We start from the raw sequence: 19,434 nt of genomic DNA, 5'->3' as shown, positions 1-19,434 counted from the left end.
TCGCCCGGCCTCTTAGGAGGAAGAGATTGCCGTTTTGGGTTCAACACGCCGAAAAACGCGTCAATACTCAATATCAGCAGGTGGGGCTTTCGTCTGACGAGGTAGTGGAGCTTTCGGCTTCATTTCGCCTCTACGGCTTCTGGCGTATTGAACTGGACTCCGGCCTTTTTTTCGCAACCGAGGACGTTTGCCGCATCTTCGGCATGGAGCCCCAGGAAGGCCCCATCAATCTGATGGCCGTTACCGCCCGCATCCATCCCGAAGACATGCCGAGATTGATGGAAACCTTCGAGCGTGCCAGCGCCGAAAGGCTCACCTACCACAACATCTATCGGGTCAGGACAGATGCCGAGGACTACAAATATGTCCGTTCGGTCGGCAAGTTTCGCGACAAAGCCGGCAGCGCCGGAGAAGTCGTCGGCCTCACCTACGAGTTCTTCGCCCAACGTCCCGGCGTAACCTTTTTCCTCAACGACATGCCCGGCGATCAGGCCTGACGCGTATGATTGCCTATAGCTGTTTTTCGAACCAGTGATGGGCATAAGGTTCCGAGTTGAAAGCCGCGACTTCACGGTAGCCTTCGCTGCGATAGAGCGCCTGTGCTTCCACCAGAACGCGATTGGTTTCGAGGCGAAGCGCGCGAAGCCCGATCTCCAGCGCCTTGGCTTCCAGGACATGCAGGATGCGTCGTGAGATTCCGAGCCCGCGCGCATCGGGTGCCGTCCACATCCGCTTGATTTCGCCGATGGAGCGACCGGCCACTTTCAAAGCTCCGCATCCGACAGGCTCTCCATCGAGTTCCGCCAGAACGAAGTGGCCTGCAGGCGGCGTCATTTCGGCGGCCGTGGCGGAATTGCTTCTGGATGGATCAAAACCCACATCGAAGCGCCGGGACAACTCTTCGAAATAGCGCGAGAGGCAAACCTGGGCGTCGGGGCTGTCGGCCGCCCGGAAGTGAACTTCGACGGAGCCTGCCCGCAGCAGCCGTTCGACTTCCGACATGGCCGCAACAAGCCGGCCGCGCTGCCTTGTACTGAGAGGCTTCAGGAACGACTCCGCAAGCTCATCTGAAAGCATGTCGTAAGTCGCATGTTCGGCGCGTCCCTCGGGTGTCAGCACGACGCGCCGTCGCCGGCGATCGGCGGCGTTGTGACCGGTCTCGACAAGCCCCTGTCCTTCAAGCGAACGCAGAAGTCGACTGACATATCCGGAATCCAGCTTCAGGCGCTCCCGAAGTCTGCGTATGTCGATGCCGTCCGCGCCGATCTCGTGAATGAGACGCGCCTCGCCCAACGGCCGGCCACGTTTCAGATAACTGTCCTCGAGCGCGCCGACATGCTGGGTGACGGTACGATTGAAGCGGCGGACCTGCGCAATAAGCTCCTTCTCCATTCCCTGACTTTAGTCAGATATTCAGGCGCCGCAAGAGTTTCTATCGATCGAGTACCGAACGGACCTCCACGAGGTTGGACCTGACCATCAGCGTGTGGAAACCCATCACGGCGAGATGGCTCGGCATGATCAGGCCGTCTTCGCTGCCGTTCGAGACGATTGCCGGCTGGACGCGCAGGGCGGAGCGAAACCTGGCCAGCATTTCGGCCCACAGCGGGCCGAGATTGCGCTCGCGGATGACCTGGGAAAAATCGGCGCCGGCGCCTGAAAGCACTGCATAATAACCGTAGAGCTGGCCGTATGCGAACCAGAAGCGATCGTCGGCCCGCGTGTCGAACCAGCCGGCACTGTTGTTTTCCGACCGCTCGCGCAGGATCGCCGCCGTGCCGCCCAGGTCATTGGCTATGCGGTCGACGAACTGGATGAGATTGTCGGCGCGCGTGTCGAACGTGGCATTGCAGGAGGTCAGGTCGGCATTGAAGGCCCTGAGTTTTTCGGTTGCCGTGCGGTAATAGGCGGGCGACGGGGTTTTGAAGCCGAAGGGGTCGAGGCCGAAATACCACGAATACTCGTCGAACTGCAGGTTTCCGCGCGCGTCCTGCAGGTTGCTGTTGATCCCGGACGTCCCGCGGACACGGCCGAGCGTGTCGACGAGCTCCGCCGAGGTGCGCCGGACCGCCTGATGGACGCCCCGCTGGAACGACGCCTTGTTGTCGAGGAAGGGCGTATGATCCCAGTCGATGCCGAAGAAGCCGAGCCGGTAGAGCAGCATCGACGAAATCCAGGCGTTCTGGTTGACATTCATGTCGATCAGATCGGCCGAGGCGTCGACGAGGGCGGAGGACTGGCACTGCCGGGTGGCGGAGGTGGTGGCGGCGGCCGCATCGCCGGTGCTTGCCGCAGCCGGCAGTTCCTGCCCGGCCGGCACGGTGCGCTCGGACCAGCGGTAGCTCTCCACGAAATTCGGATTGAATCCGCTCCAGATCTGCGTCTGCCAGATGAAGTAGCCATAGAGGCCGACGAGGATCACCAGAAGTGCCAGAATTGGCCCCTTCACCATCCAGTGACGTCGACCATACCAGCCGTGCGCCGCCATGAAGGGCCAGACCAGCCAGGCGACCAGAAGTCCGATGCCTCTTCCGACGGCTTGGCCGATCCGTTGAAAGAAGGCGGTAATTCGGTCGAGCATCGCTGTCTCCTGTCAGGCGGGGGCGCATCCGAGTGGGCTGCCTCACACATATGTGTTCCAGACGGCGATCACAACGGGGCGCGACTTCATGACCGGGCCGGCTTGAGGCCGAAAGGAGGCCAGCGCATGCCCGCCGCCTGGCGTGTCTCGACTGCGGCCTCGGCGGCGGCTTCCGCAGGAAATCGCTCCGCAAACGCTTGATCGGCAAGGTTGCGGCGGCGGTCGAGGCCGTGGACGGTCAGCATTCCGTCCGAAAAACGCTTCATCTGACTTGCGAGATTTGGAAAGGCGTCCGGTTTCAAGTTTTCGTCGCCGTGTCGCCGGACCGCGTTGAACACGATCTGATAAAGGATGAGCAAGTCTTCCGTGTCGGCGCCAAGCTTGTGCAGCAGGACATTGCAGGCGGCGGCGGATGTGTTCAACCCGTTGACGAAAGTCTGGAAGATCTCCACGCAATGTTCGGTCCGCCGGGTTGCCTCGACGGCTGTCATTGCCTCCCCGTCCTCTCCACGAAGCTTTTCGATGATCTCCGTCCGGTGATCGACAAATGTCACCAGGTCGTTTTCGCTTTCCCTGCGCCGGGAAAGCAGCAAGTCGCGCTCGCTTTCTACCAGCCCCGCCAGCATGTCGGCTCGCCGCAGAAGTTCGCCGAGCTGGGTAAGCGGCGTCCGGCTTTCCCAGCGCCGCCGCTGGCGTTGCAGCATGGCCGACCGGGAAACAAAACCGATAGCCCTCTCCAGACGCGTCGGCAGTTCGCGACTGTCGAATTGGGCCTTGCGGATGCTGATCGCGGCCGCCTGTTTCGCCACAAGCCGCGCAAGGGCGGTCTCGGCTGCCCGGCGTTCCGACGCCTCACGCCTCAGACGGTCGGCTTCGCCTTCAAGTTCGGCGTCGTCGGGCAACCTGCCCTCCCGGGCAACCTTGTCCAGCATTGCCGCCAGAGGCTGCTGCGCCTCGCGCCAGACCGTGAAAATCTCGGCTATCCGCTCGATCTCGCCGTCGAAAACCTGCTTTGCCGCCACGCCATCTCTCCCGCCGTCTTCCGACAGAATAGCTGCGGCGGGCAAATTATGCCACTCGTTAGGCGCACCGCCGTTGCCCGCCTTTTGCTGGTCGAGATCTGCTCGGCGTTACTCGCAACGCATCTGGTTTTCCCAATGCCGCCGGCAGAGGGAAACGTATTTCTCGTTTCCTCCGACCTCCACCTGCGCGCCTTCCCGCACCAGCTTCCCTTCCTGGTCGAGCCGGACGACCATGGTTGCCTTGCGGCCGCAGAAGCAGATGGTGCGCACCTCGCGCAATTCGTCGGCGATGGCAAGAAGCTCGAGCGAGCCGGGAAAAAGCTTCCCTTGGAAATCGGTCCGCAATCCATAGGCCATCACCGGAATGCCGATCCGGTCGCAGACGCGGGCGAGCTGCCAGACCTGCTCGGCGGTCAGGAACTGCGCCTCGTCGACGAACACGCAGGCGATCGGCTCCTCGCCATGCATGGTCTCGATCACCCCGAAGAGATCGTCCAGGTCGCTGAAGGGAATCGCATCTGCGGACAGACCGATCCGCGAGGCAACCCTCCCCATCCCCGCTCGGTCGTCCAGCGCGGCGATGAAGATCGCGGTCCGCATCCCGCGTTCCCGATAATTGTAGGAGGCCTGCAAGAGCATGGTCGACTTGCCGGCATTCATCGTTGCATAGTGGAAATAGAGCTTGGCCATAACCTGCTTCTGATCGTGATCGGCCTCCATGAAAAGCGGCCAACGACGATAATCACAGGAAAACTGCGGCGCAAAGGAAGGATCTGAGTTTGCAAAAAATGTCGCAAATGCACCCTGCCTTCCGCCGCGAATGCACGCGCTTGCCTCATCTCAGGAGATATTGATAATGGCGGGAACACGAAAAACAGGGGAACAACTCATGCGCACCACCACCTCGCTGAAGACTATGTTAGCAGCTGCCGCCTCCGTGCTGGTGCTTGCGACGGGCGCCTCTGCCGCGGAACCGGAAGCCTGCAGCACGGTCCGGTTTTCCGATGTCGGCTGGACCGACATAACAGCCACCACGGCGACGGCGACCGTGCTTTTGAAGGCGCTTGGTTACGAAACGGACGTCAAGGTTCTCTCCGTGCCGGTCACCTACAGCTCGCTGAAGAACAAGGACATCGATGTTTTCCTCGGCAACTGGATGCCGACCCAGGAAGCCGACGTGCGGCCCTATCTCAACGACAAGTCGGTGGAATCCTTCGGGCCGAACCTCGTCGGCGCCAAATACACGCTTGCGACCAATGCCAAGGGCGCCGAACTCGGCATCAAGGATTTCAAGGATATCGCCAAACAGAAGGATGCGCTGGACGGGAAGATCTACGGCATCGAGCCGGGCAACGACGGCAATCGACTGATCCTCGACATGGTCGAGAAGAACACGTTCGGCCTTAAAGGTTTCGAAGTGGTGGAATCCTCCGAACAGGGCATGCTCGCCCAGGTGGCCCGCGCCGAAAAGGCCGGCGATCCGGTCGTCTTCCTCGGCTGGGAACCGCATCCGATGAACGCCAATTTCAAGCTGACTTACCTGACGGGTGGCGACGACGTCTTCGGACCGAATTTCGGCGGCGCCGAGGTCTTCACCAATGTCCGCGCCGGCTTCACCGACGAGTGCCCGAATGTCGGCGCGTTCATCAAGAACCTGAAGTTCTCGCTGCCCATGGAAAACGAGATCATGGGAAGCATCCTCAACGACGGCGACGAGCCGGAAGCCGCGGCGACCAAATGGCTGAAGGCGAACGGCGCGGCGATCGAACCCTGGCTTGCCGGCGTCACCACCAAGGACGGCAAGCCGGGCATGGCGGCAGTCAAGTCAGAGCTCGGCCTCTGACCTTTGAACGGGCCGGCCAGCCGGCCCGTCTGCCATTCATCGAAAATTTTCTCCGGATCAGGCAGGCTTCAACGTGAATTGGCTTCCCGAATGGCTCGTGGATTCCGGCGGCAAGGTGCGCCTCGGCAATTGGGCGAAGGATTTCGTCGATTGGCTCACCGCCAACGCCGATTGGTTTTTTGACTTTTTATCGGATGTGCTCTCGGCAGTCATCGATGCGATGCTGTTCGTGCTGCAATGGCCGAACGCTTATGCCTTGATCGCGCTCTTCACGGCGCTTGCCTGGTGGCTGCGCCGTTCGGTCGGCGTCACGCTTTTCACCTGTCTTGGGCTGCTCGTCATCTACAACCAGGGCTATTGGAAGGAAACGACCGAGACGCTGGCGCTGGTGCTCGCTTCGACCGCGGTCAGCATGGCGGTCGGCATACCGCTTGGCATCGCTGCCGCCCGCCGGGCCTGGGTCTATGAAGTGATGCGGCCGATCCTCGACCTGATGCAGACGATCCCGACCTTCGTCTATCTGATCCCGGCCCTGATCCTCTTCGGCCTCGGCATGGTCCCGGGTCTGATCGCCACGGTCATATTCGCCATCCCGGCACCGATCCGGCTCACCCGCCTCGGCATCGTCTCGACCCCTGATGCGCTCACCGAAGCCGCCGTCGCCTTCGGTGCGACGCCCGGCCAGGTACTGCGCAAGGTCGAGCTGCCCTTCGCAATGCCGCAGATCATGGCCGGCCTCACCCAGACGATCATGCTGTCCTTGTCGATGGTGGTGATCGCCGCATTGGTGGGCGCGAACGGCCTCGGCGTACCGGTGGTCCGCGCGCTCAATACCGTCAATATCGCCCGCGGCTTCGAAGCCGGCCTCTGCATCGTCATCCTGGCGATCATCCTCGACCGAATATTCCGCAGCTCGACGGGAGACGGCGCATGACCGAGATGACAGCCCAACCGGCAGTGCATTCCGATGCTCCGAATGACTGCGTTGTCTTCGATCGGGTCGACATCATTTTCGGCGACAACCCGGAGCGGGCGCTGACGATGGTCGACCAGGGCAAGAGCCGCGACGAAATCAGCGCTGCGACCGGCATCGTGCTCGGCGTCGCCGATGCCTCGTTGACCATCCACGAAGGCGAGATCCTCGTGCTCATGGGCCTGTCCGGCTCCGGCAAATCGACGCTGCTGCGCGCCGTCAACGGCCTCGCCCCGGTGGTGCGCGGCGGCGTGAAGGTCGCAACGCCTTCAGGCCCCGTCGATCCCTACAAGGCAAGCCCCAAGGTGCTGCGGGACTTGCGCATGCACACGGTCTCCATGGTCTTCCAGCAATTCGGCCTTCTGCCCTGGCGCACCGTCTCGGAAAATGTCGGCTTCGGCCTCGAACTGGCCGGCGTTGCGGAGGCCGAGCGCAAGAAGCAGGTCGACGAGCAGCTGGAACTAGTCAACTTGACCAAATGGGCCGACCGCAAGGTCGGCGAACTTTCCGGCGGCATGCAGCAGCGCGTCGGCCTTGCCCGCGCCTTTGCGACCGGCGCGCCGATCCTCCTGATGGACGAGCCTTTTTCCGCGCTCGATCCCCTGATCCGCACCCGCCTCCAGGACGAGCTTCTGGAATTCCAGCGGCGGCTCAAGAAGACCATCCTCTTCGTCAGCCATGATCTCGACGAGGCCTTCCGCATCGGCAACCGCATCGCCATCATGGAAGGCGGTCGCATCATCCAGTGCGGCACGCCGCAGGAAATCGTCCGCGCGCCGGCAGACCAGTATGTGGCGGACTTCGTTCAGCACATGAACCCGATCATCATGTTGACCGCGAGCGACGTGATGCGCGCAGGCGTCAACGCGGCGTCGGGCTCCGGCGGCGTTTCGGCAACGGCCCGCTCCGATACCCCGCTGATCGACATCCTTGATGCGCTTTCCCGCCAGCCGGGAACGATCGGCGTTGTCGACAATGGCACTGTCATCGGCACGATATCCGCAGACGATGTGATTGCCGGCCTCACTCGCCACCGCCGCCGGAGCGCCTGAGAGAGAAAGCGGAGATAAAAACTCCGCTTTCCTGGCCGGGCCACTGGTGGTATCTCCTGCTGGCTTCGCCGGTCTGCCCGCGAGGAGGACAAGATGGACGAAATGGCTGACAATTCCTCGGCGGAAAAACCCGCAACAGACGGCCCTGCAAGAGACCGGCCGCAGGTTCTGCGTGAAACGGACGAGGACGCTCGCCGCCTCGCGCGGACGTTGGTGCGCGGAGCACGCTTCATGGCGCTCGCCATTCTCGATCCGGAAACCGGCTTTCCGTCCGTCAGCCGGACGTTGACCGGCACCGATGTCGATGGCACGCCCGTGATTCTCGTCTCGGGCCTCTCCGGCCACACCAGGGGGCTGGTGGCCGATCCCCGTTGTTCGCTGCTCGCAGGCGAGCCCGGCAAGGGCGACCCCCTCGCCCATCCGCGGATCACGCTGCAATGCCTCGCCGAAAGCGTTGCCCGCGACACGCCTGACCACACCCGCATCCGAAGCCGTTTTCTCGACCGGCATCCGAAAGCGGCCCTCTATGCGGATTTTCCCGATTTCCGCTTTTTTCGAATCACGCCGCAGGCCGCCTCGCTCAATGGCGGCTTCGGCCGTGCATACATGCTGCCGGGATTCGATTTGCTGATTCCCTCGCCGGGAATCACGTCGGACTGGCTCGAACTCCAGAAAGATTTAGGAAACATGACGGAGACCGCCGAGAAATTTGCGGCGAATCTCGGAGCGGCAGAGAGCCACAATTGGCGCTTCGCTGGGGTGGACCGCGCCGGAATCAACCTCATTTCGAGCGATTTGCAACTCAGGCACGAATTTGAACACTTGGCAGACTCACCACAGGCAGTACTTGATTATATTTTTGCCACATCTAAAGTACAATGATCGGTTACCTGAAATTTAGGGATATACAATCCCTTTTGCTCGTTGTTAATTTTTGCCCTAGGGACGAGGGGCGATTATTTTTTGGGCGGGAAGCCGCTTTAGATCGAGGGGAATTGTAGCTGATGGATACGATGGCGCTATCTGAGCACTCCACCGCCGCGGCAGGCTTGTTGTCTGCCATGGCCAATCCGAAGCGGCTGATGATCCTGTGCTGCCTGGTCAAAGGCGAGGTCGCGGTCGGCGCGCTCGCTTCCCAGGTCGGGCTCAGCCAGTCGGCGCTGTCTCAACATCTTTCCAAGCTGCGTGCGCAGAAATTGGTGAAGACCCGCCGCGACGCGCAGACGATTTATTATTCCAGCTCGTCGGAATCGGTGATCAAGGTTCTTGAGACCCTGGAAGACATCTACTGCGTGCCGGCCCAGAAGACGTCGGCAGCCGCGTGAGCTTGACAGCGCAGACATGACGTCTCGCTGCTTGCGGCCCAGCCTGCGGCATGTATCGCCGGAGGCTGGGCTTTCCAGTCTGTGGCTTTCATCTATTCCCTTCCCGCTGCTCCGCCGAATGCGGTTGACGGCTCCGCTTGCCCTGATAATTTGACCATGCAGTCAAAACTTGGCGCTGAGCCGCCGACCGGGAATGGCCACCTGACGATCCGAATGGCCATGGAGAGCCGCATGTCCAACCGCCTGAATACCACGCCCAATGACCTCAGGGCGTTCTGGATGCCGTTTACGGCAAACCGCCAGTTCAAGAAGGAACCCCGTCTTTTCGTGAGTGCCAAGGATATGCACTACACGACCCATGACGGCCGCCAGGTGCTCGATGCGACCGCCGGCCTCTGGTGCGTCAATGCCGGCCACTGCCGCCCGAAGATCACCGAGGCGATCCGCGAACAGGCAGGTGAGCTGGACTATGCACCGGCCTTCCAGCTCGGCCATCCGAAGGCTTTCGAGCTTGCCAACCGCCTGGTCGACATTGCCCCGGAGGGCATCAATCACGTTCTCTACACGAATTCCGGTTCAGAATCGGTCGACACGGCGCTGAAGGTGGCGCTCGCCTATCATCGCGCCAAGGGCAACGGCTCGCGCTTTCGCCTGATCGGTCGCGAGCGCGGTTATCACGGCGTCAATTTCGGCGGCATTTCCGTCGGCGGTATTGTCGCCAACCGCAAGATGTTCGGCACGCTTCTGACCGGCGTCGACCACATGCCGCACACCCACCTTCCGGCCAAGAACGCTTTCACCCGCGGTGAGCCGGAGCATGGCGGCGATCTGGCGACCGAACTCGAGCGCATCGTCACGCTTCACGACGCTTCGACCATCGCGGCCGTCATCGTCGAACCTGTCGCCGGCTCCACCGGCGTGCTGATCCCGCCGAAGGGCTACCTCCAGAAACTTCGCGACATCTGCACCAAGCACGGCATCCTGCTGATCTTCGACGAGGTCATCACCGGCTTCGGCCGCATGGGCGCCCCGTTCGCGGCGCAATATTACGGCGTCACGCCCGATATCATCACCACCGCCAAAGGCCTGACCAACGGCGTCATCCCGATGGGTGCGGTGCTGGTGACGTCGGAAATCCACGACACGTTCATGAACGGCCCGGAACACCTGATCGAATTCTTCCACGGCTACACCTATTCGGGCAATCCGATCGCGTCGGCCGCAGGCCTTGCCACGCTTGAGACCTACAAGGAAGAAGGCCTGTTCGACCGCGCCCGCGATATCGCCCCCTATTGGGAAGAAGCGCTGCATTCGCTGAAGGACGTGCCGAACGTCATCGATATCCGCAATATCGGCCTGATCGGCGCGATCGAACTCGATCCGATCGCAGGCGAACCCACCAAACGCGCCTTCTCGGCCTTCCTGAAGGCCTACGAGGACGGCCTGCTGATCCGTACCACGGGCGACACCATCGCCATGTCGCCGCCGCTGATCGTCGAAAAACACCACATCGACGAAATCGTCGGCAAGCTGAGAGATATTCTGACGACCGGCGTCTGAGGTTTCGGATCGCAGTATTTCCCGGACCTTCGTCCCCGTTCCCGTGAAGGACATGCCGACCGGCGTCCGGGACCGGGGACGGAACGTCCAGATCGGCCGGACCCGGTAGACATCGCCGCCATACGGCACTATAAGCACGAAGACGACCTTTGAAGGAGGCTTAGAAGTTGAGGCAGATCGGCACTTTTCAACGCTGAATGGCGGTGCCGGATCAGGGCTGTCGTTCAGTCCGTCCTCTTCGAATTTTGAGCCTTTCGCCCCTGGAGGGGGCCTTCATGCTTAGTCGTTTCTTTTCCTATTATGCGCCTTACAAGAGGCTGTTTCTGCTCGATTTCGGCTGTGCGGTTTTTGCCGGCCTGCTCGAACTCGGCTTCCCGATCGCCGTCAAGCTCTTCGTTGACCAACTCTTGCCCGGTCGCGACTGGACACTGATCATTGCCGTCGGCGTGGGCCTACTCGCCGTCTACGCCCTGAACACCGGCCTAATGGCCGTGGTCAACTACTGGGGCCATGCGCTCGGTATCTCGATCGAATCCGACATGCGCCGGCAGGCATTCGACCATATCCAGAAGCTGTCCTTCCGGTATTTCGACAACACCCGCACCGGCCACCTGATCACCCATGTAACGAAAGACCTGGAAGAGGTCGGCGAGATTGCCCATCACGGCCCGGAAGATCTGTTCATCGCGATCATGACCTTCATCGGCGCCTTCATCCTGATGTTCACCGTGCATTGGAAGCTGGCGCTGCTGACCACCGTGATCGTGCCGTTCATGACCTGGCTGGTCAGCCGTTACGGCGCCCGCATGACGGTCAACTGGCGCACCCTGTTCGGCAAGGTGGGAGATTTCAACACGCGGGTCCAGGAAAGCGTCGGCGGCATCCGCGTCGTGAAGGCGTTTGCCAACGAGGACTACGAAAGCCAGCTTTTTGCCCGCAACAACGAGGGCTACAGGGAAACCAAGCTCAACGCTTATGCCTATATGACGGCAAGCATTGCGCTCAGCTATCTCGGCACTCGGCTGGTGCAGCTTTCGGTAATGATCGCCGGCACCTGGTTCGTCGTGGCGGGAGAGCTTTCCTACGGCGGCTTTGTCGGCTTCCTGCTGCTCGTCAACGTCTTCTTCCACCCGATCGACAAGATCACCTCGGTGCTGGAAATGTATCCGAAGGGCTTTGCGGGCTTCCGCCGCTTCACCGATCTCATCGACACCCAGCCCGATCTCGCCGACCGGCCGGATGCGATCGCCGTCAGCACGCTTGCGGGCGACATCGTCTATCGTGACGTCAGCTTCGGTTATTCCGAAACCGCCATGGTCTTTGAGCATCTCAACCTCGAAATCGCCGCAGGGGAAACGGTCGCCTTCGTCGGTCCTTCTGGTGCCGGCAAAACGACCATCTGCTCGCTGCTGCCGCGCTTCTACGATGTCCCCGCAGGCGCCATCACCATAGACGGCATCGACATCCGAGACATGACGCAGGCCTCGCTGCGGGGCCAGATCGGCATCGTCCAGCAGGACGTCTTCATGTTCGGCTCGACCATCCGCGAAAACATCGCCTATGGCCGGCTCGGCGCGAGCGACGAGGATATCATGGAGGCGCTACGCCGGGCATCGCTCGACGAATTCGTCCTGTCGCTGCCGCAGGGCCTAGACACGCCGACGGGCGAGCGGGGCGTCAAACTGTCGGGCGGCCAGAAGCAGCGGCTGGCGATCGCCCGCATCTTCCTCAAGAACCCGCCGATCCTCATCCTCGACGAGGCGACATCGGCGCTGGATTCGGCCACGGAACTGGCGATCCAGCAGGCGCTGGCGGACCTCTCCCAGGGCCGAACCACCCTGGTCGTCGCCCACCGTCTCGCCACCATCCGCAATGCCGACCGGATCGTGGTGATGGGGGCGGACGGCATCGTCGAGCAGGGTACCCACGCGGAATTGCTGAAGACGAACGGCGCCTATGCGAAACTCCACGAGGCCCAGTTCGGTGCAGTGGCGTGAGGGGCATCCTCATCCGATCTCCCCCTTGCGGGGGAGATCGGGGCAAGCGGCGGTTCAGACCTTGAAAAACGCCAGGAGGTCGGCGTTGATCACGTCGGCATGGGTGGTCGCCATACCGTGCGGAAGGCCTTCGTAGACCTTCAGCGCGCCGTTCTTCAAGAGCTTGATGGCAAGATGCGCGGAGTCGGCGATCGGCACGATCTGGTCGTCGTCGCCATGCATGACGAGAACCGGCACTTCGATCGTCTTGAGGTCTTCGGTAAAGTCGGTTTCCGAAAAGGCCTTGATGCAATCGTAATGGGCCTTGGCGCCGCCCATCATGCCCTGCCTCCACCAATTGCGGATCGCCCCTTCCGAGACCTGTGCACCCGGACGGTTGAAGCCGAAGAACGGCCCGGTCGGGATATCCAGGAAGAACTGCGCCCGGTTTGCGAGCAGCGCCGAGCGGAACCCGTCGAAGACTTCGATCGGCAGACCGCCCGGGTTCTTGTCGGACTTGACCATGACTGGCGGCACCGCGCCGATGAGAACAGCCTTGGCAACCCGGCCGCGGTCGCCATACTGGGCGACATAACGGGCGACTTCACCGCCGCCGGTCGAATGGCCGACATGGATGGCGTTCCTGAGATCGAGATGTTCGGCCAGTTCGGCGACATCGGCCGCATAGGTATCCATCTCGTTGCCGGTCGCGGTCTGGGTCGAGCGACCGTGGCCGCGGCGGTCATGGGCGATCACCCGGTAACCCTCGTTCAGGAAGAACAGCATCTGGGCGTCCCAGTCGTCGGCGCTGAGCGGCCAGCCGTGGTGGAAGACGATCGGCTGGGCGTCCTTTGGGCCCCAGTCCTTGTAGAAGATCTCGGTGCCGTCCTTTGTGGTGATGAAACTGCGGGTCATGGTCTTCTTGTCCTCGTGGGTTGATGGTGTGGATGCCTGGGCGATCTGGATGAAGGACGGAGCCGCAGCGGCTGCGCCGACAATCAGCCCGGCCTTCATGACATTTCGACGTGTCGCCCAGATGATTGTCTCGCTCATCTCTGTCTCCAGTTTATTATCGCGATAATTATTTTCGCGATAAGTTGCTTCATAGAGAACTGAACGGAGTCTGTCCAGAAGAAATAGTTATCGCGATACATTTTTTTGTGATATCGAATTTTCTGCATCTTCCGGAGGTTTTGCATGTCCGACCAGAAACCCGTCCCCCTGGACGATCAGCTGTGTTTCTCGCTCTATGCGGCGAGCATTGCGATCAACCGCCTTTACAAACCCATGCTCGACGAGATGGGCATTACCTACCCGCAATACCTCGTTCTGAGCGCGGTTGCCGAGCAGCAGGAGATGACGATCGGTGCGATCGCAGACCGCCTTTCTCTGGAATCGAGCACGGTAACCCCTCCGGTGAAGCGGCTGGAGCAGGCGGGCCTGGTGGAGCGCCAGCGCAGCAAGGCCGACGAACGGCAGGTCCTTGTTCGGCTGACGGATGCCGGCAGCGCCCTGATCCAGGAAAGCAGGTGCCTTGGAGATACGCTTGTCGAACGTTCGGGCATGACGCCTGAGCAGTTCCAGTCGTTCAACCGGCAGGTCCAGGGATTTCTCGACACGCTAGCCCGCAGCGCATAGATCTCTGAAAAATCAGAGCCCCAGCGTCGATTTCGGCGAAATCCTTCGCCGGATCAACAAAACTCCGTGCCCTTTTGTTATCTTCTTGCGAAATCTCAGCCGAATTCCTACAGAATTGTTCGCCGACCGCCGAAAGCCAAACATGGCGCGGCCCGGCATCGACCGCATCGCCTTTCGTCATTGGCGCGAAATGTCCGAAGGACCTTCGGAGACGACGGGCACGGGTGCGGCGTTGATCGAGGGCTGTTTTGAAGCCCACCCAAGGAGAACCGAAATGAACCTCAAGACGCTTCTGGGGGCAACAGCCCTCGCCTCCCTGACATTTGCACCGCTTGCCCATGCGGAGATCGTCATCGGCCTGATCGCGCCGCTGACCGGCCCCGTGGCGGCTTACGGCGATCAGGTCAAGAACGGCGCCGAGACCGCCGTCGCCGAGATCAACAAGAAGGGTGGCATCCTCGGCGAAAAGGTCGTGCTGAAGGCCGCCGACGATGCCGGCGAACCCAAGCAAGGCGTGTCAGCCGCAAACCAGCTGGTTGGCGAAGGCATCCGCTTCGTCGTCGGCCCGGTCACCTCGGGCGTTGCCATGCCGGCCTCGGATGTGCTTGCCGAAAATGGCGTGCTGATGGTCACCCCGACCGCGACCACACCGGAACTCACCAAGCGCGACCTCGCCAATGTGTTGCGCACCTGCGGCCGCGACGACCAGCAGGCCGAAGTCGCCGCCAAATACGTCCTCGACAAGTTCAAGGACAAGAAGATCGCGATCATCAACGACAAGGGCGCCTATGGCAAAGGTCTAGCCGATGCGTTCAAGGCCACCCTCAATGCGGGCGGCGTCAAGGAAGTTCTCGATGACGCAGTCACCCCCGGCGACAAGGATTTCAGCGCGCTCACCACGCGGCTCAAATCGGAAAATGTCGAAGTGATCTATTTCGGCGGCTACCATCCCGAAGGTGGTCTGCTCGCCCGCCAGCTCGCCGATCTCGGCGTCAAGGCGACGATCATCGGCGGCGACGGCCTGTCGAACAGCGAGTTCTGGAACATCGGCACGAAGGCTGCCGCCGGCACCGTCTTCACCAATGCCTCGGATGCCACGAAGAGCCCCGATTCCAAGGCCGCCGCCGAAGCTCTCGCTGCCCGCAAGATTCCTGCCGAAGCCTTCACGCTGAATGCCTATGCTGCCGTCGAGGTCATCAAGGCCGGCATCGAAAAGGCCAAAAGCGCTGAGGATACGGAAGCGGTCGCCGCCGCCATCAAGTCCGGCGAGCCAATTGCGACCGCTATCGGCAAACTCACCTACGGCGAGACGGGCGACCTTACTTCCCAGAGCTTCTCGCTCTTCAAGTGGGAAGACGGCAAGATCGTCGCCGCCGAGTAACCTCGGCAAGCACATTCCACGGGCACCCCAAGGCGCCCGTGGATCTTGCGGGAAGCCCGGAGGCGGATCTGATGCTTGTGATATTTGGCGGTCTGCCGGGAACGGGCAAAAGCACCATTGCGCGGCAGCTCGCCGAACGCCTGCGCGCCTGTTATCTGCGCATCGACACCATTGAGGAGGCCATCCGCACCTCGGGAGTACTGGCTCCGGGCGCGGAGGTAGGCCCGGCCGGCTATATCACCACCTATCGGCTGGCCGCCGACAACCTTCGCATGGGCGCCTGCGTAGTGGCGGATTCCGTCAACCCGCTGAAAATCACCCGCGACGCCTTTAGAGAAGTCGCAGAACGGGCGGGTGTCGCATTCCTGGAAGTGGAGACCATCTGTTCCGACGTCGAGGAACACCGGCGCCGCGTCGAGGAACGGAGTTCCGACACCGAAGGCCATACGCCTCCGAGCTGGGAAGCCGTTCGCACACGTCGTTACGAGGCCTGGGACAGGCCCCGTCTGCAGATCGATACCGCCACGTCCCCGATTGCCCAAAGCGTCGATCGGATAATCCAGTCCCTGCCGCGTCGGTAACGGCTCCCGCAATGCCCTACCGGTTCCTTTGACACCATTCCACTCGGCCACCGGCCCCGCTAAGATAGTCCGACGGATTCGGAGGCCAGAATGACCGCTAGACTTGAAACCCTCATCGATCAGGGCACCGGCCGGCAGCCTGCCGATATCGTGCTGAAGGGCGGAAGATTCTTCGATCTCGTCACCGGAGAGCTCGTCGCCTCCGACATCGCCCTCTCGGCCGACCGCATCGTCGGCACCTGCGGCGCCTATTCCGGTGTCACCGAGATCGACATTTCCGGCAAGATCGTCGTGCCGGGTTTCATCGATACCCATCTGCACATCGAATCCTCGCTGGTGACCCCGCACGAATTCGACCGCTGCGTGCTGCCCTATGGTGTGACGACGGCGATCTGCGATCCGCATGAAATTGCCAATGTGCTCGGCACCGAAGGCATCGAGTTCTTTCTGAATTCCTCGCTCGAAACCATCATGGACATCCGCGTCCAGCTTTCCTCCTGCGTGCCTGCGACCCATCTGGAAACGGCCGGCGCCGACCTGCCGATCGAAAAGCTCCTGCCCTTCCGCAACCACCCCAAGGTCATCGGCCTTGCCGAGTTCATGAATTTCCCGGGCGTCATCCACAAGGACCCTGTCTGTCTCGCCAAGCTCGACGCCTTCTATGGCGACCATATCGACGGCCATGCGCCGCTTTTGCGTGGGCTCGACCTGAATGGCTATCTCTCGGCCGGCATCCGCACCGAACACGAGTGCACCACCGCCGAAGAGGCGCTCGAAAAGATCCGCAAGGGCATGCATATCCTGGTACGGGAAGGATCCGTCTCCAAGGATCTCCATGCGCTGATGCCGATCATCACCGAGCGCCTGTCGCCGTTCCTGGCGCTCTGCACCGACGACCGCAATCCGCTCGACATCGCCGAACAGGGCCATCTCGACTATATGATCCGCACCGCGATTGCCGAGGGTGTCGAGCCGCTGGCGATCTACCGCGCCGCCTCGATCTCGGCTGCCCGCGCCTTTGGGCTTCGCGACCGCGGCCTCGTCGCCCCGGGCTGGCGGGCCGATCTCGTCGTCATCGACAGCCTTGAAGACTGCAAGGCGGAAATGATCTTTTCCGCCGGCCGCAGGGTCACCGACGAACTTTTCGCGACCCGCAGGCCGGTAACCCCCGTCGGCCTCGACAGCGTCAGGGCAAGGCCCGTGGAGGCCGCCCATTTCGGCGTGCCTGTCACAGAGGGCGAAACGCCCGTGATCGGTGTCATGCCCGGCAAGATCATCACCGAGCACCGCCGCTACAAGCTCCCGTCGTCCGGCAACCAGACCGTGGTCGATCTCTCCCGCGACATTATCAAGGTCGCCGTCATCGAGCGCCACGGCAAGAATGGCAACCATGCCAACGGCTTCGTCCAGGGTTTCGGCCTGAAGAAGGGCGCGATCGCCTCGACGGTCGGGCACGACAGCCACAATATCTGCGTCGTCGGTGTCGACGAGGACGACATGGCGCTCGCCGCCAACCGCCTTGGCGAGATCCACGGCGGCTTCGTCGTAGTCGAGGACGGCAAGGTCACCGGCGAGATCGCTCTTCCCGTCGCCGGCCTGATGAGCCTTGAGCCCTACGAAATCGTCCGCGATACCCTCCACCACCTGCGCCACGCCGCCTACGCGCTTGGCACGACGCTGCAGGAACCCTTTCTGCAGGTCGCTTTCCTGCCGCTCCCGGTCATCCCTCACCTGAAGATTTCGGACAAGGGCATGGTGGACGTGGACAGGTTCGCGCTGATCTGAGGAGTCCGGCCATCCTCACACCCTGGCGCAGAACACGTCCAGCGCATCGAGCTTCACCACACCCTCGACGAGCCGGGAGGAAAAGCCCGGCAAGGACACCGGTAGGCAGTCGCCGAGCCGCTTTGGCAGTGTGAAATCTTGCGCCTCGCGAGTGAGATTGAAGACGAAAAACAGCTTTTCGCCGCCCTTCTCACGCACGAAAGCCAGAAGGTCCTGGTTGGTATCGAGGAAGGTCATATCGCCGTCGACCAGCGGCGGATGAGCCTTGCGGAAGGTGAGCGCCGCCCGATAGTGGTTGAGGACCGAATCCGCCAGCTTCTCTTGGATATCGACTGCGCGGGCGGCGTGTTCGCTTGGGACCGGCAACCAGGTCTTTGGCCCTTCGGTGAACCCGGCATGCGGCACGCCAGCCTCCCAGACCATCGGGGTGCGGCATCCGTCTCGGCCCTTGAAGGCCGGCCAGAAGCGGATGCCGTAGGGATCGCGAAGGTCTTCGTAGGCGAGTTCCGCCTCCGTCAGGCCCAGTTCTTCGCCCTGATAGAGGCAGATCGAGCCGCGCAGCATCGAAAGAAGCGTGATCGACAGTTTCGCCACCCGGTCCCGCTCCCGGGCGTCCTCGCTGAAACGGGTCACGTGCCGCACCACGTCATGGTTCGAAAAGGCCCAGCAGACCCAGCCGTTGCTGACGGTGTCCGCCACCGTCGTCATTACCTTGCGGATGTAGCTCGCCTCGAAAGCCGGCCCCAGCAAATCGAAGGTGTAGCACATATGCAGCTTGTCGTTGCCGGTGGTGTAGAGCGCCAGCGTCGAGAGAGACCGCGGCCCGTCACCCACCTCGCCGACGGTCGCCCGGTTGTCATAGCTGTCGAGCAGCGCCCTCAGCCTCTTCAGGAAGCCGATATTCTCCGGCTGCGTCTTGTCATAGAGATGGTTCTGCATGGAATAGGGATTTGTGTCGGTTTCCATGCCCGCGCCATCAGTGTCATAGATCATCGGCGGATTGTCGCGGAGCTGCTTGTCGTGGAAATAGTAGTTGACCGTGTCGAGCCGGAAGCCGTCCACTCCGCGGTCAAGCCAGAACCTTACGGTGTCCAGCACCGCCTCTTGGACTTCCGGATTGTGGAAGTTGAGATCCGGCTGCGAGATCAGGAAGTTGTGCATGTAATATTGTTTGCGCACGCCGTCCCACTCCCAGGCCGGCCCGCCGAAGATCGACAGCCAGTTGGTCGGCACCGTTCCGTCGGGCTTCGGATTGGCCCAGACATACCAGTCAGCTTTCGGGTTGGTGCGGCTCGACCGGCTCTCGACGAACCACGGGTGACGGTCGGAGGTGTGGGAAATCACCTGGTCGATGATGACCTTCAAGCCGAGCCGATGCGCCTCCGCCATCATCTCGTCGAAGTCGGCCAGCGTCCCGAACATCGGATCCACATTGCAGTAGTCCGAAACGTCGTAGCCCATGTCGGCCATGGGCGACGTAAAGAAAGGCGACAGCCAGATCGCATCGACGCCGAGCGAGGCGACATGCGGCAGGCGTGCGGTGATCCCCTTGATGTCGCCAAGCCCGTCGCCGGTCGTGTCCTGGAAGGATCGCGGATAGATCTGATAGATCACCGCGCCGCGCCACCAGTTCGCCCCCTGATCGTCCGTGGCCGCCTTCGCCGTTTCCGTCGCCATGCCTCGACTCTCCTCTGTCTGTCGTCCCACGCAACCTAGA

At 61.8% G+C, this 19,434-nt stretch carries 18 protein-coding genes; 12 read left to right on the top strand and 6 right to left on the bottom strand.

The genetic code is table 11. The features are described 5' to 3' along the window. Window positions 1–26 precede the first annotated feature (26 nt). Window positions 27–497, top strand: a complete 471-nt coding sequence (locus C5L12_RS21200; RefSeq protein ID WP_105374041.1) for a PAS domain-containing protein — start codon at window positions 27–29, stop codon at window positions 495–497. A gap of 13 nt (window positions 498–510) precedes the next feature. Here the strand turns inward: C5L12_RS21200 and C5L12_RS21195 are convergent, their stop codons facing one another. The 4 genes from C5L12_RS21195 to C5L12_RS21180 all read right to left on the bottom strand — a co-directional run bounded on the left by C5L12_RS21195 (window position 511) and on the right by C5L12_RS21180 (window position 4,293). After that, on the bottom strand, window positions 511–1,392 hold the full coding sequence (locus C5L12_RS21195; protein ID WP_105374040.1) for a bifunctional helix-turn-helix transcriptional regulator/GNAT family N-acetyltransferase: 882 nt from the start codon (window positions 1,390–1,392) through the stop codon (window positions 511–513). A gap of 40 nt (window positions 1,393–1,432) precedes the next feature. Next, window positions 1,433–2,581, bottom strand: a complete 1,149-nt coding sequence (locus C5L12_RS21190; RefSeq protein ID WP_105374039.1) for a DUF2333 family protein — start codon at window positions 2,579–2,581, stop codon at window positions 1,433–1,435. An 86-nt stretch (window positions 2,582–2,667) separates the two neighbouring features. Beyond that, window positions 2,668–3,603, bottom strand: coding sequence for a hypothetical protein (locus C5L12_RS21185; protein WP_105374038.1), 936 nt, complete (start codon window positions 3,601–3,603; stop codon window positions 2,668–2,670). Between the two features lie 108 nt (window positions 3,604–3,711). Next, window positions 3,712–4,293, bottom strand: coding sequence for a thymidine kinase (locus tag C5L12_RS21180; protein ID WP_105374065.1), 582 nt, complete (start codon window positions 4,291–4,293; stop codon window positions 3,712–3,714). Between the two features lie 199 nt (window positions 4,294–4,492). On the opposite strand from C5L12_RS21180, the gene C5L12_RS21175 reads away from it, so the two are divergent. From C5L12_RS21175 to C5L12_RS21145, 7 genes are all read left to right on the top strand, one after another. Further along, a complete protein-coding gene (locus C5L12_RS21175; protein ID WP_105374037.1) occupies window positions 4,493–5,446 on the top strand; it encodes a choline ABC transporter substrate-binding protein in 954 nt (317 codons plus the stop codon). Between the two features lie 73 nt (window positions 5,447–5,519). Next, window positions 5,520–6,380 carry a choline ABC transporter permease subunit gene (gene choW, locus C5L12_RS21170; protein ID WP_105374036.1) on the top strand — a complete coding sequence of 287 codons (861 nt, stop codon included), beginning with the start codon at window positions 5,520–5,522 and terminating at the stop codon, window positions 6,378–6,380. Window positions 6,381–6,385: 5 nt separating this feature from the next. Beyond that, on the top strand, window positions 6,386–7,471 hold the full coding sequence (gene choV, locus C5L12_RS21165; RefSeq protein WP_105374064.1) for a choline ABC transporter ATP-binding protein: 1,086 nt from the start codon (window positions 6,386–6,388) through the stop codon (window positions 7,469–7,471). Window positions 7,472–7,573: 102 nt separating this feature from the next. Next, complete coding sequence (locus C5L12_RS21160; RefSeq protein ID WP_105374063.1) at window positions 7,574–8,353, top strand: HugZ family pyridoxamine 5'-phosphate oxidase; 780 nt, start codon at window positions 7,574–7,576, stop codon at window positions 8,351–8,353. Between the two features lie 122 nt (window positions 8,354–8,475). Then, on the top strand, window positions 8,476–8,796 hold the full coding sequence (locus tag C5L12_RS21155) for an ArsR/SmtB family transcription factor (protein ID WP_105374035.1): 321 nt from the start codon (window positions 8,476–8,478) through the stop codon (window positions 8,794–8,796). Window positions 8,797–9,027: 231 nt separating this feature from the next. Continuing rightward, entirely contained in the window at window positions 9,028–10,356 is a 1,329-nt protein-coding gene (gene aptA, locus C5L12_RS21150) for an omega-aminotransferase AptA (protein WP_105374062.1), read from the top strand. A gap of 275 nt (window positions 10,357–10,631) precedes the next feature. Continuing rightward, window positions 10,632–12,353 (top strand): ABC transporter ATP-binding protein, encoded by a 1,722-nt coding sequence (locus C5L12_RS21145; RefSeq protein WP_105374034.1) that lies wholly within the window; start codon window positions 10,632–10,634, stop codon window positions 12,351–12,353. A 54-nt stretch (window positions 12,354–12,407) separates the two neighbouring features. Here C5L12_RS21145 and C5L12_RS21140 read toward each other — a convergent pair whose 3' ends face one another. Further along, complete coding sequence (locus C5L12_RS21140) at window positions 12,408–13,247, bottom strand: alpha/beta fold hydrolase (protein WP_245422989.1); 840 nt, start codon at window positions 13,245–13,247, stop codon at window positions 12,408–12,410. A 282-nt stretch (window positions 13,248–13,529) separates the two neighbouring features. Here C5L12_RS21140 and C5L12_RS21135 point away from each other — a divergent pair, with 282 nt between their 5' ends. From C5L12_RS21135 to ade, 4 genes are all read left to right on the top strand, one after another. Continuing rightward, window positions 13,530–13,970 (top strand): MarR family winged helix-turn-helix transcriptional regulator, encoded by a 441-nt coding sequence (locus C5L12_RS21135; protein WP_105374032.1) that lies wholly within the window; start codon window positions 13,530–13,532, stop codon window positions 13,968–13,970. Window positions 13,971–14,244: 274 nt separating this feature from the next. Further along, window positions 14,245–15,351, top strand: a complete 1,107-nt coding sequence (locus tag C5L12_RS21130) for a branched-chain amino acid ABC transporter substrate-binding protein (protein ID WP_105374061.1) — start codon at window positions 14,245–14,247, stop codon at window positions 15,349–15,351. Window positions 15,352–15,422: 71 nt separating this feature from the next. Next, window positions 15,423–15,932 (top strand): P-loop nucleotide/nucleoside kinase family protein, encoded by a 510-nt coding sequence (locus tag C5L12_RS21125; protein WP_105374031.1) that lies wholly within the window; start codon window positions 15,423–15,425, stop codon window positions 15,930–15,932. A gap of 90 nt (window positions 15,933–16,022) precedes the next feature. Beyond that, window positions 16,023–17,717, top strand: a complete 1,695-nt coding sequence (gene ade, locus C5L12_RS21120) for an adenine deaminase (protein WP_105374030.1) — start codon at window positions 16,023–16,025, stop codon at window positions 17,715–17,717. Window positions 17,718–17,732: 15 nt separating this feature from the next. On the opposite strand, the gene bglA is transcribed toward ade, so the two are convergent. Further along, window positions 17,733–19,394, bottom strand: a complete 1,662-nt coding sequence (gene bglA, locus C5L12_RS21115) for a beta-galactosidase BglA (protein ID WP_105374029.1) — start codon at window positions 19,392–19,394, stop codon at window positions 17,733–17,735. Window positions 19,395–19,434 lie beyond the last annotated feature (40 nt).

This window comes from Neorhizobium huautlense, assembly GCF_002968575.1.
Lineage (GTDB): Bacteria > Pseudomonadota > Alphaproteobacteria > Rhizobiales > Rhizobiaceae > Neorhizobium > Neorhizobium huautlense.
Note: the sequence above shows the minus strand (reverse complement) of the source record. Positions and strands in the feature narration are given on the sequence as shown.

What these genes read in the sequence shown, in the direction of transcription:
- C5L12_RS21175 (WP_105374037.1), top strand. Translation starts at nt 4,493, where the DNA reads ATGCGCACCACCACCTCGCTGAAGACTATGTTAGCAGCTGCCGCCTCC.
- C5L12_RS21155 (WP_105374035.1), top strand. Translation starts at nt 8,476, where the DNA reads ATGGATACGATGGCGCTATCTGAGCACTCCACCGCCGCGGCAGGCTTG.
- C5L12_RS21130 (WP_105374061.1), top strand. Translation starts at nt 14,245, where the DNA reads ATGAACCTCAAGACGCTTCTGGGGGCAACAGCCCTCGCCTCCCTGACA.
- bglA (WP_105374029.1), bottom strand. Translation starts at nt 19,394, where the DNA reads ATGGCGACGGAAACGGCGAAGGCGGCCACGGACGATCAGGGGGCGAAC.
- C5L12_RS21145 (WP_105374034.1), top strand. Translation starts at nt 10,632, where the DNA reads ATGCTTAGTCGTTTCTTTTCCTATTATGCGCCTTACAAGAGGCTGTTT.
- C5L12_RS21125 (WP_105374031.1), top strand. Translation starts at nt 15,423, where the DNA reads ATGCTTGTGATATTTGGCGGTCTGCCGGGAACGGGCAAAAGCACCATT.
- C5L12_RS21135 (WP_105374032.1), top strand. Translation starts at nt 13,530, where the DNA reads ATGTCCGACCAGAAACCCGTCCCCCTGGACGATCAGCTGTGTTTCTCG.
- C5L12_RS21190 (WP_105374039.1), bottom strand. Translation starts at nt 2,581, where the DNA reads ATGCTCGACCGAATTACCGCCTTCTTTCAACGGATCGGCCAAGCCGTC.
- C5L12_RS21195 (WP_105374040.1), bottom strand. Translation starts at nt 1,392, where the DNA reads ATGGAGAAGGAGCTTATTGCGCAGGTCCGCCGCTTCAATCGTACCGTC.
- aptA (WP_105374062.1), top strand. Translation starts at nt 9,028, where the DNA reads ATGTCCAACCGCCTGAATACCACGCCCAATGACCTCAGGGCGTTCTGG.
- C5L12_RS21140 (WP_245422989.1), bottom strand. Translation starts at nt 13,247, where the DNA reads ATGACCCGCAGTTTCATCACCACAAAGGACGGCACCGAGATCTTCTAC.
- choV (WP_105374064.1), top strand. Translation starts at nt 6,386, where the DNA reads ATGACAGCCCAACCGGCAGTGCATTCCGATGCTCCGAATGACTGCGTT.
- C5L12_RS21160 (WP_105374063.1), top strand. Translation starts at nt 7,574, where the DNA reads ATGGCTGACAATTCCTCGGCGGAAAAACCCGCAACAGACGGCCCTGCA.
- ade (WP_105374030.1), top strand. Translation starts at nt 16,023, where the DNA reads ATGACCGCTAGACTTGAAACCCTCATCGATCAGGGCACCGGCCGGCAG.
- C5L12_RS21180 (WP_105374065.1), bottom strand. Translation starts at nt 4,293, where the DNA reads ATGGCCAAGCTCTATTTCCACTATGCAACGATGAATGCCGGCAAGTCG.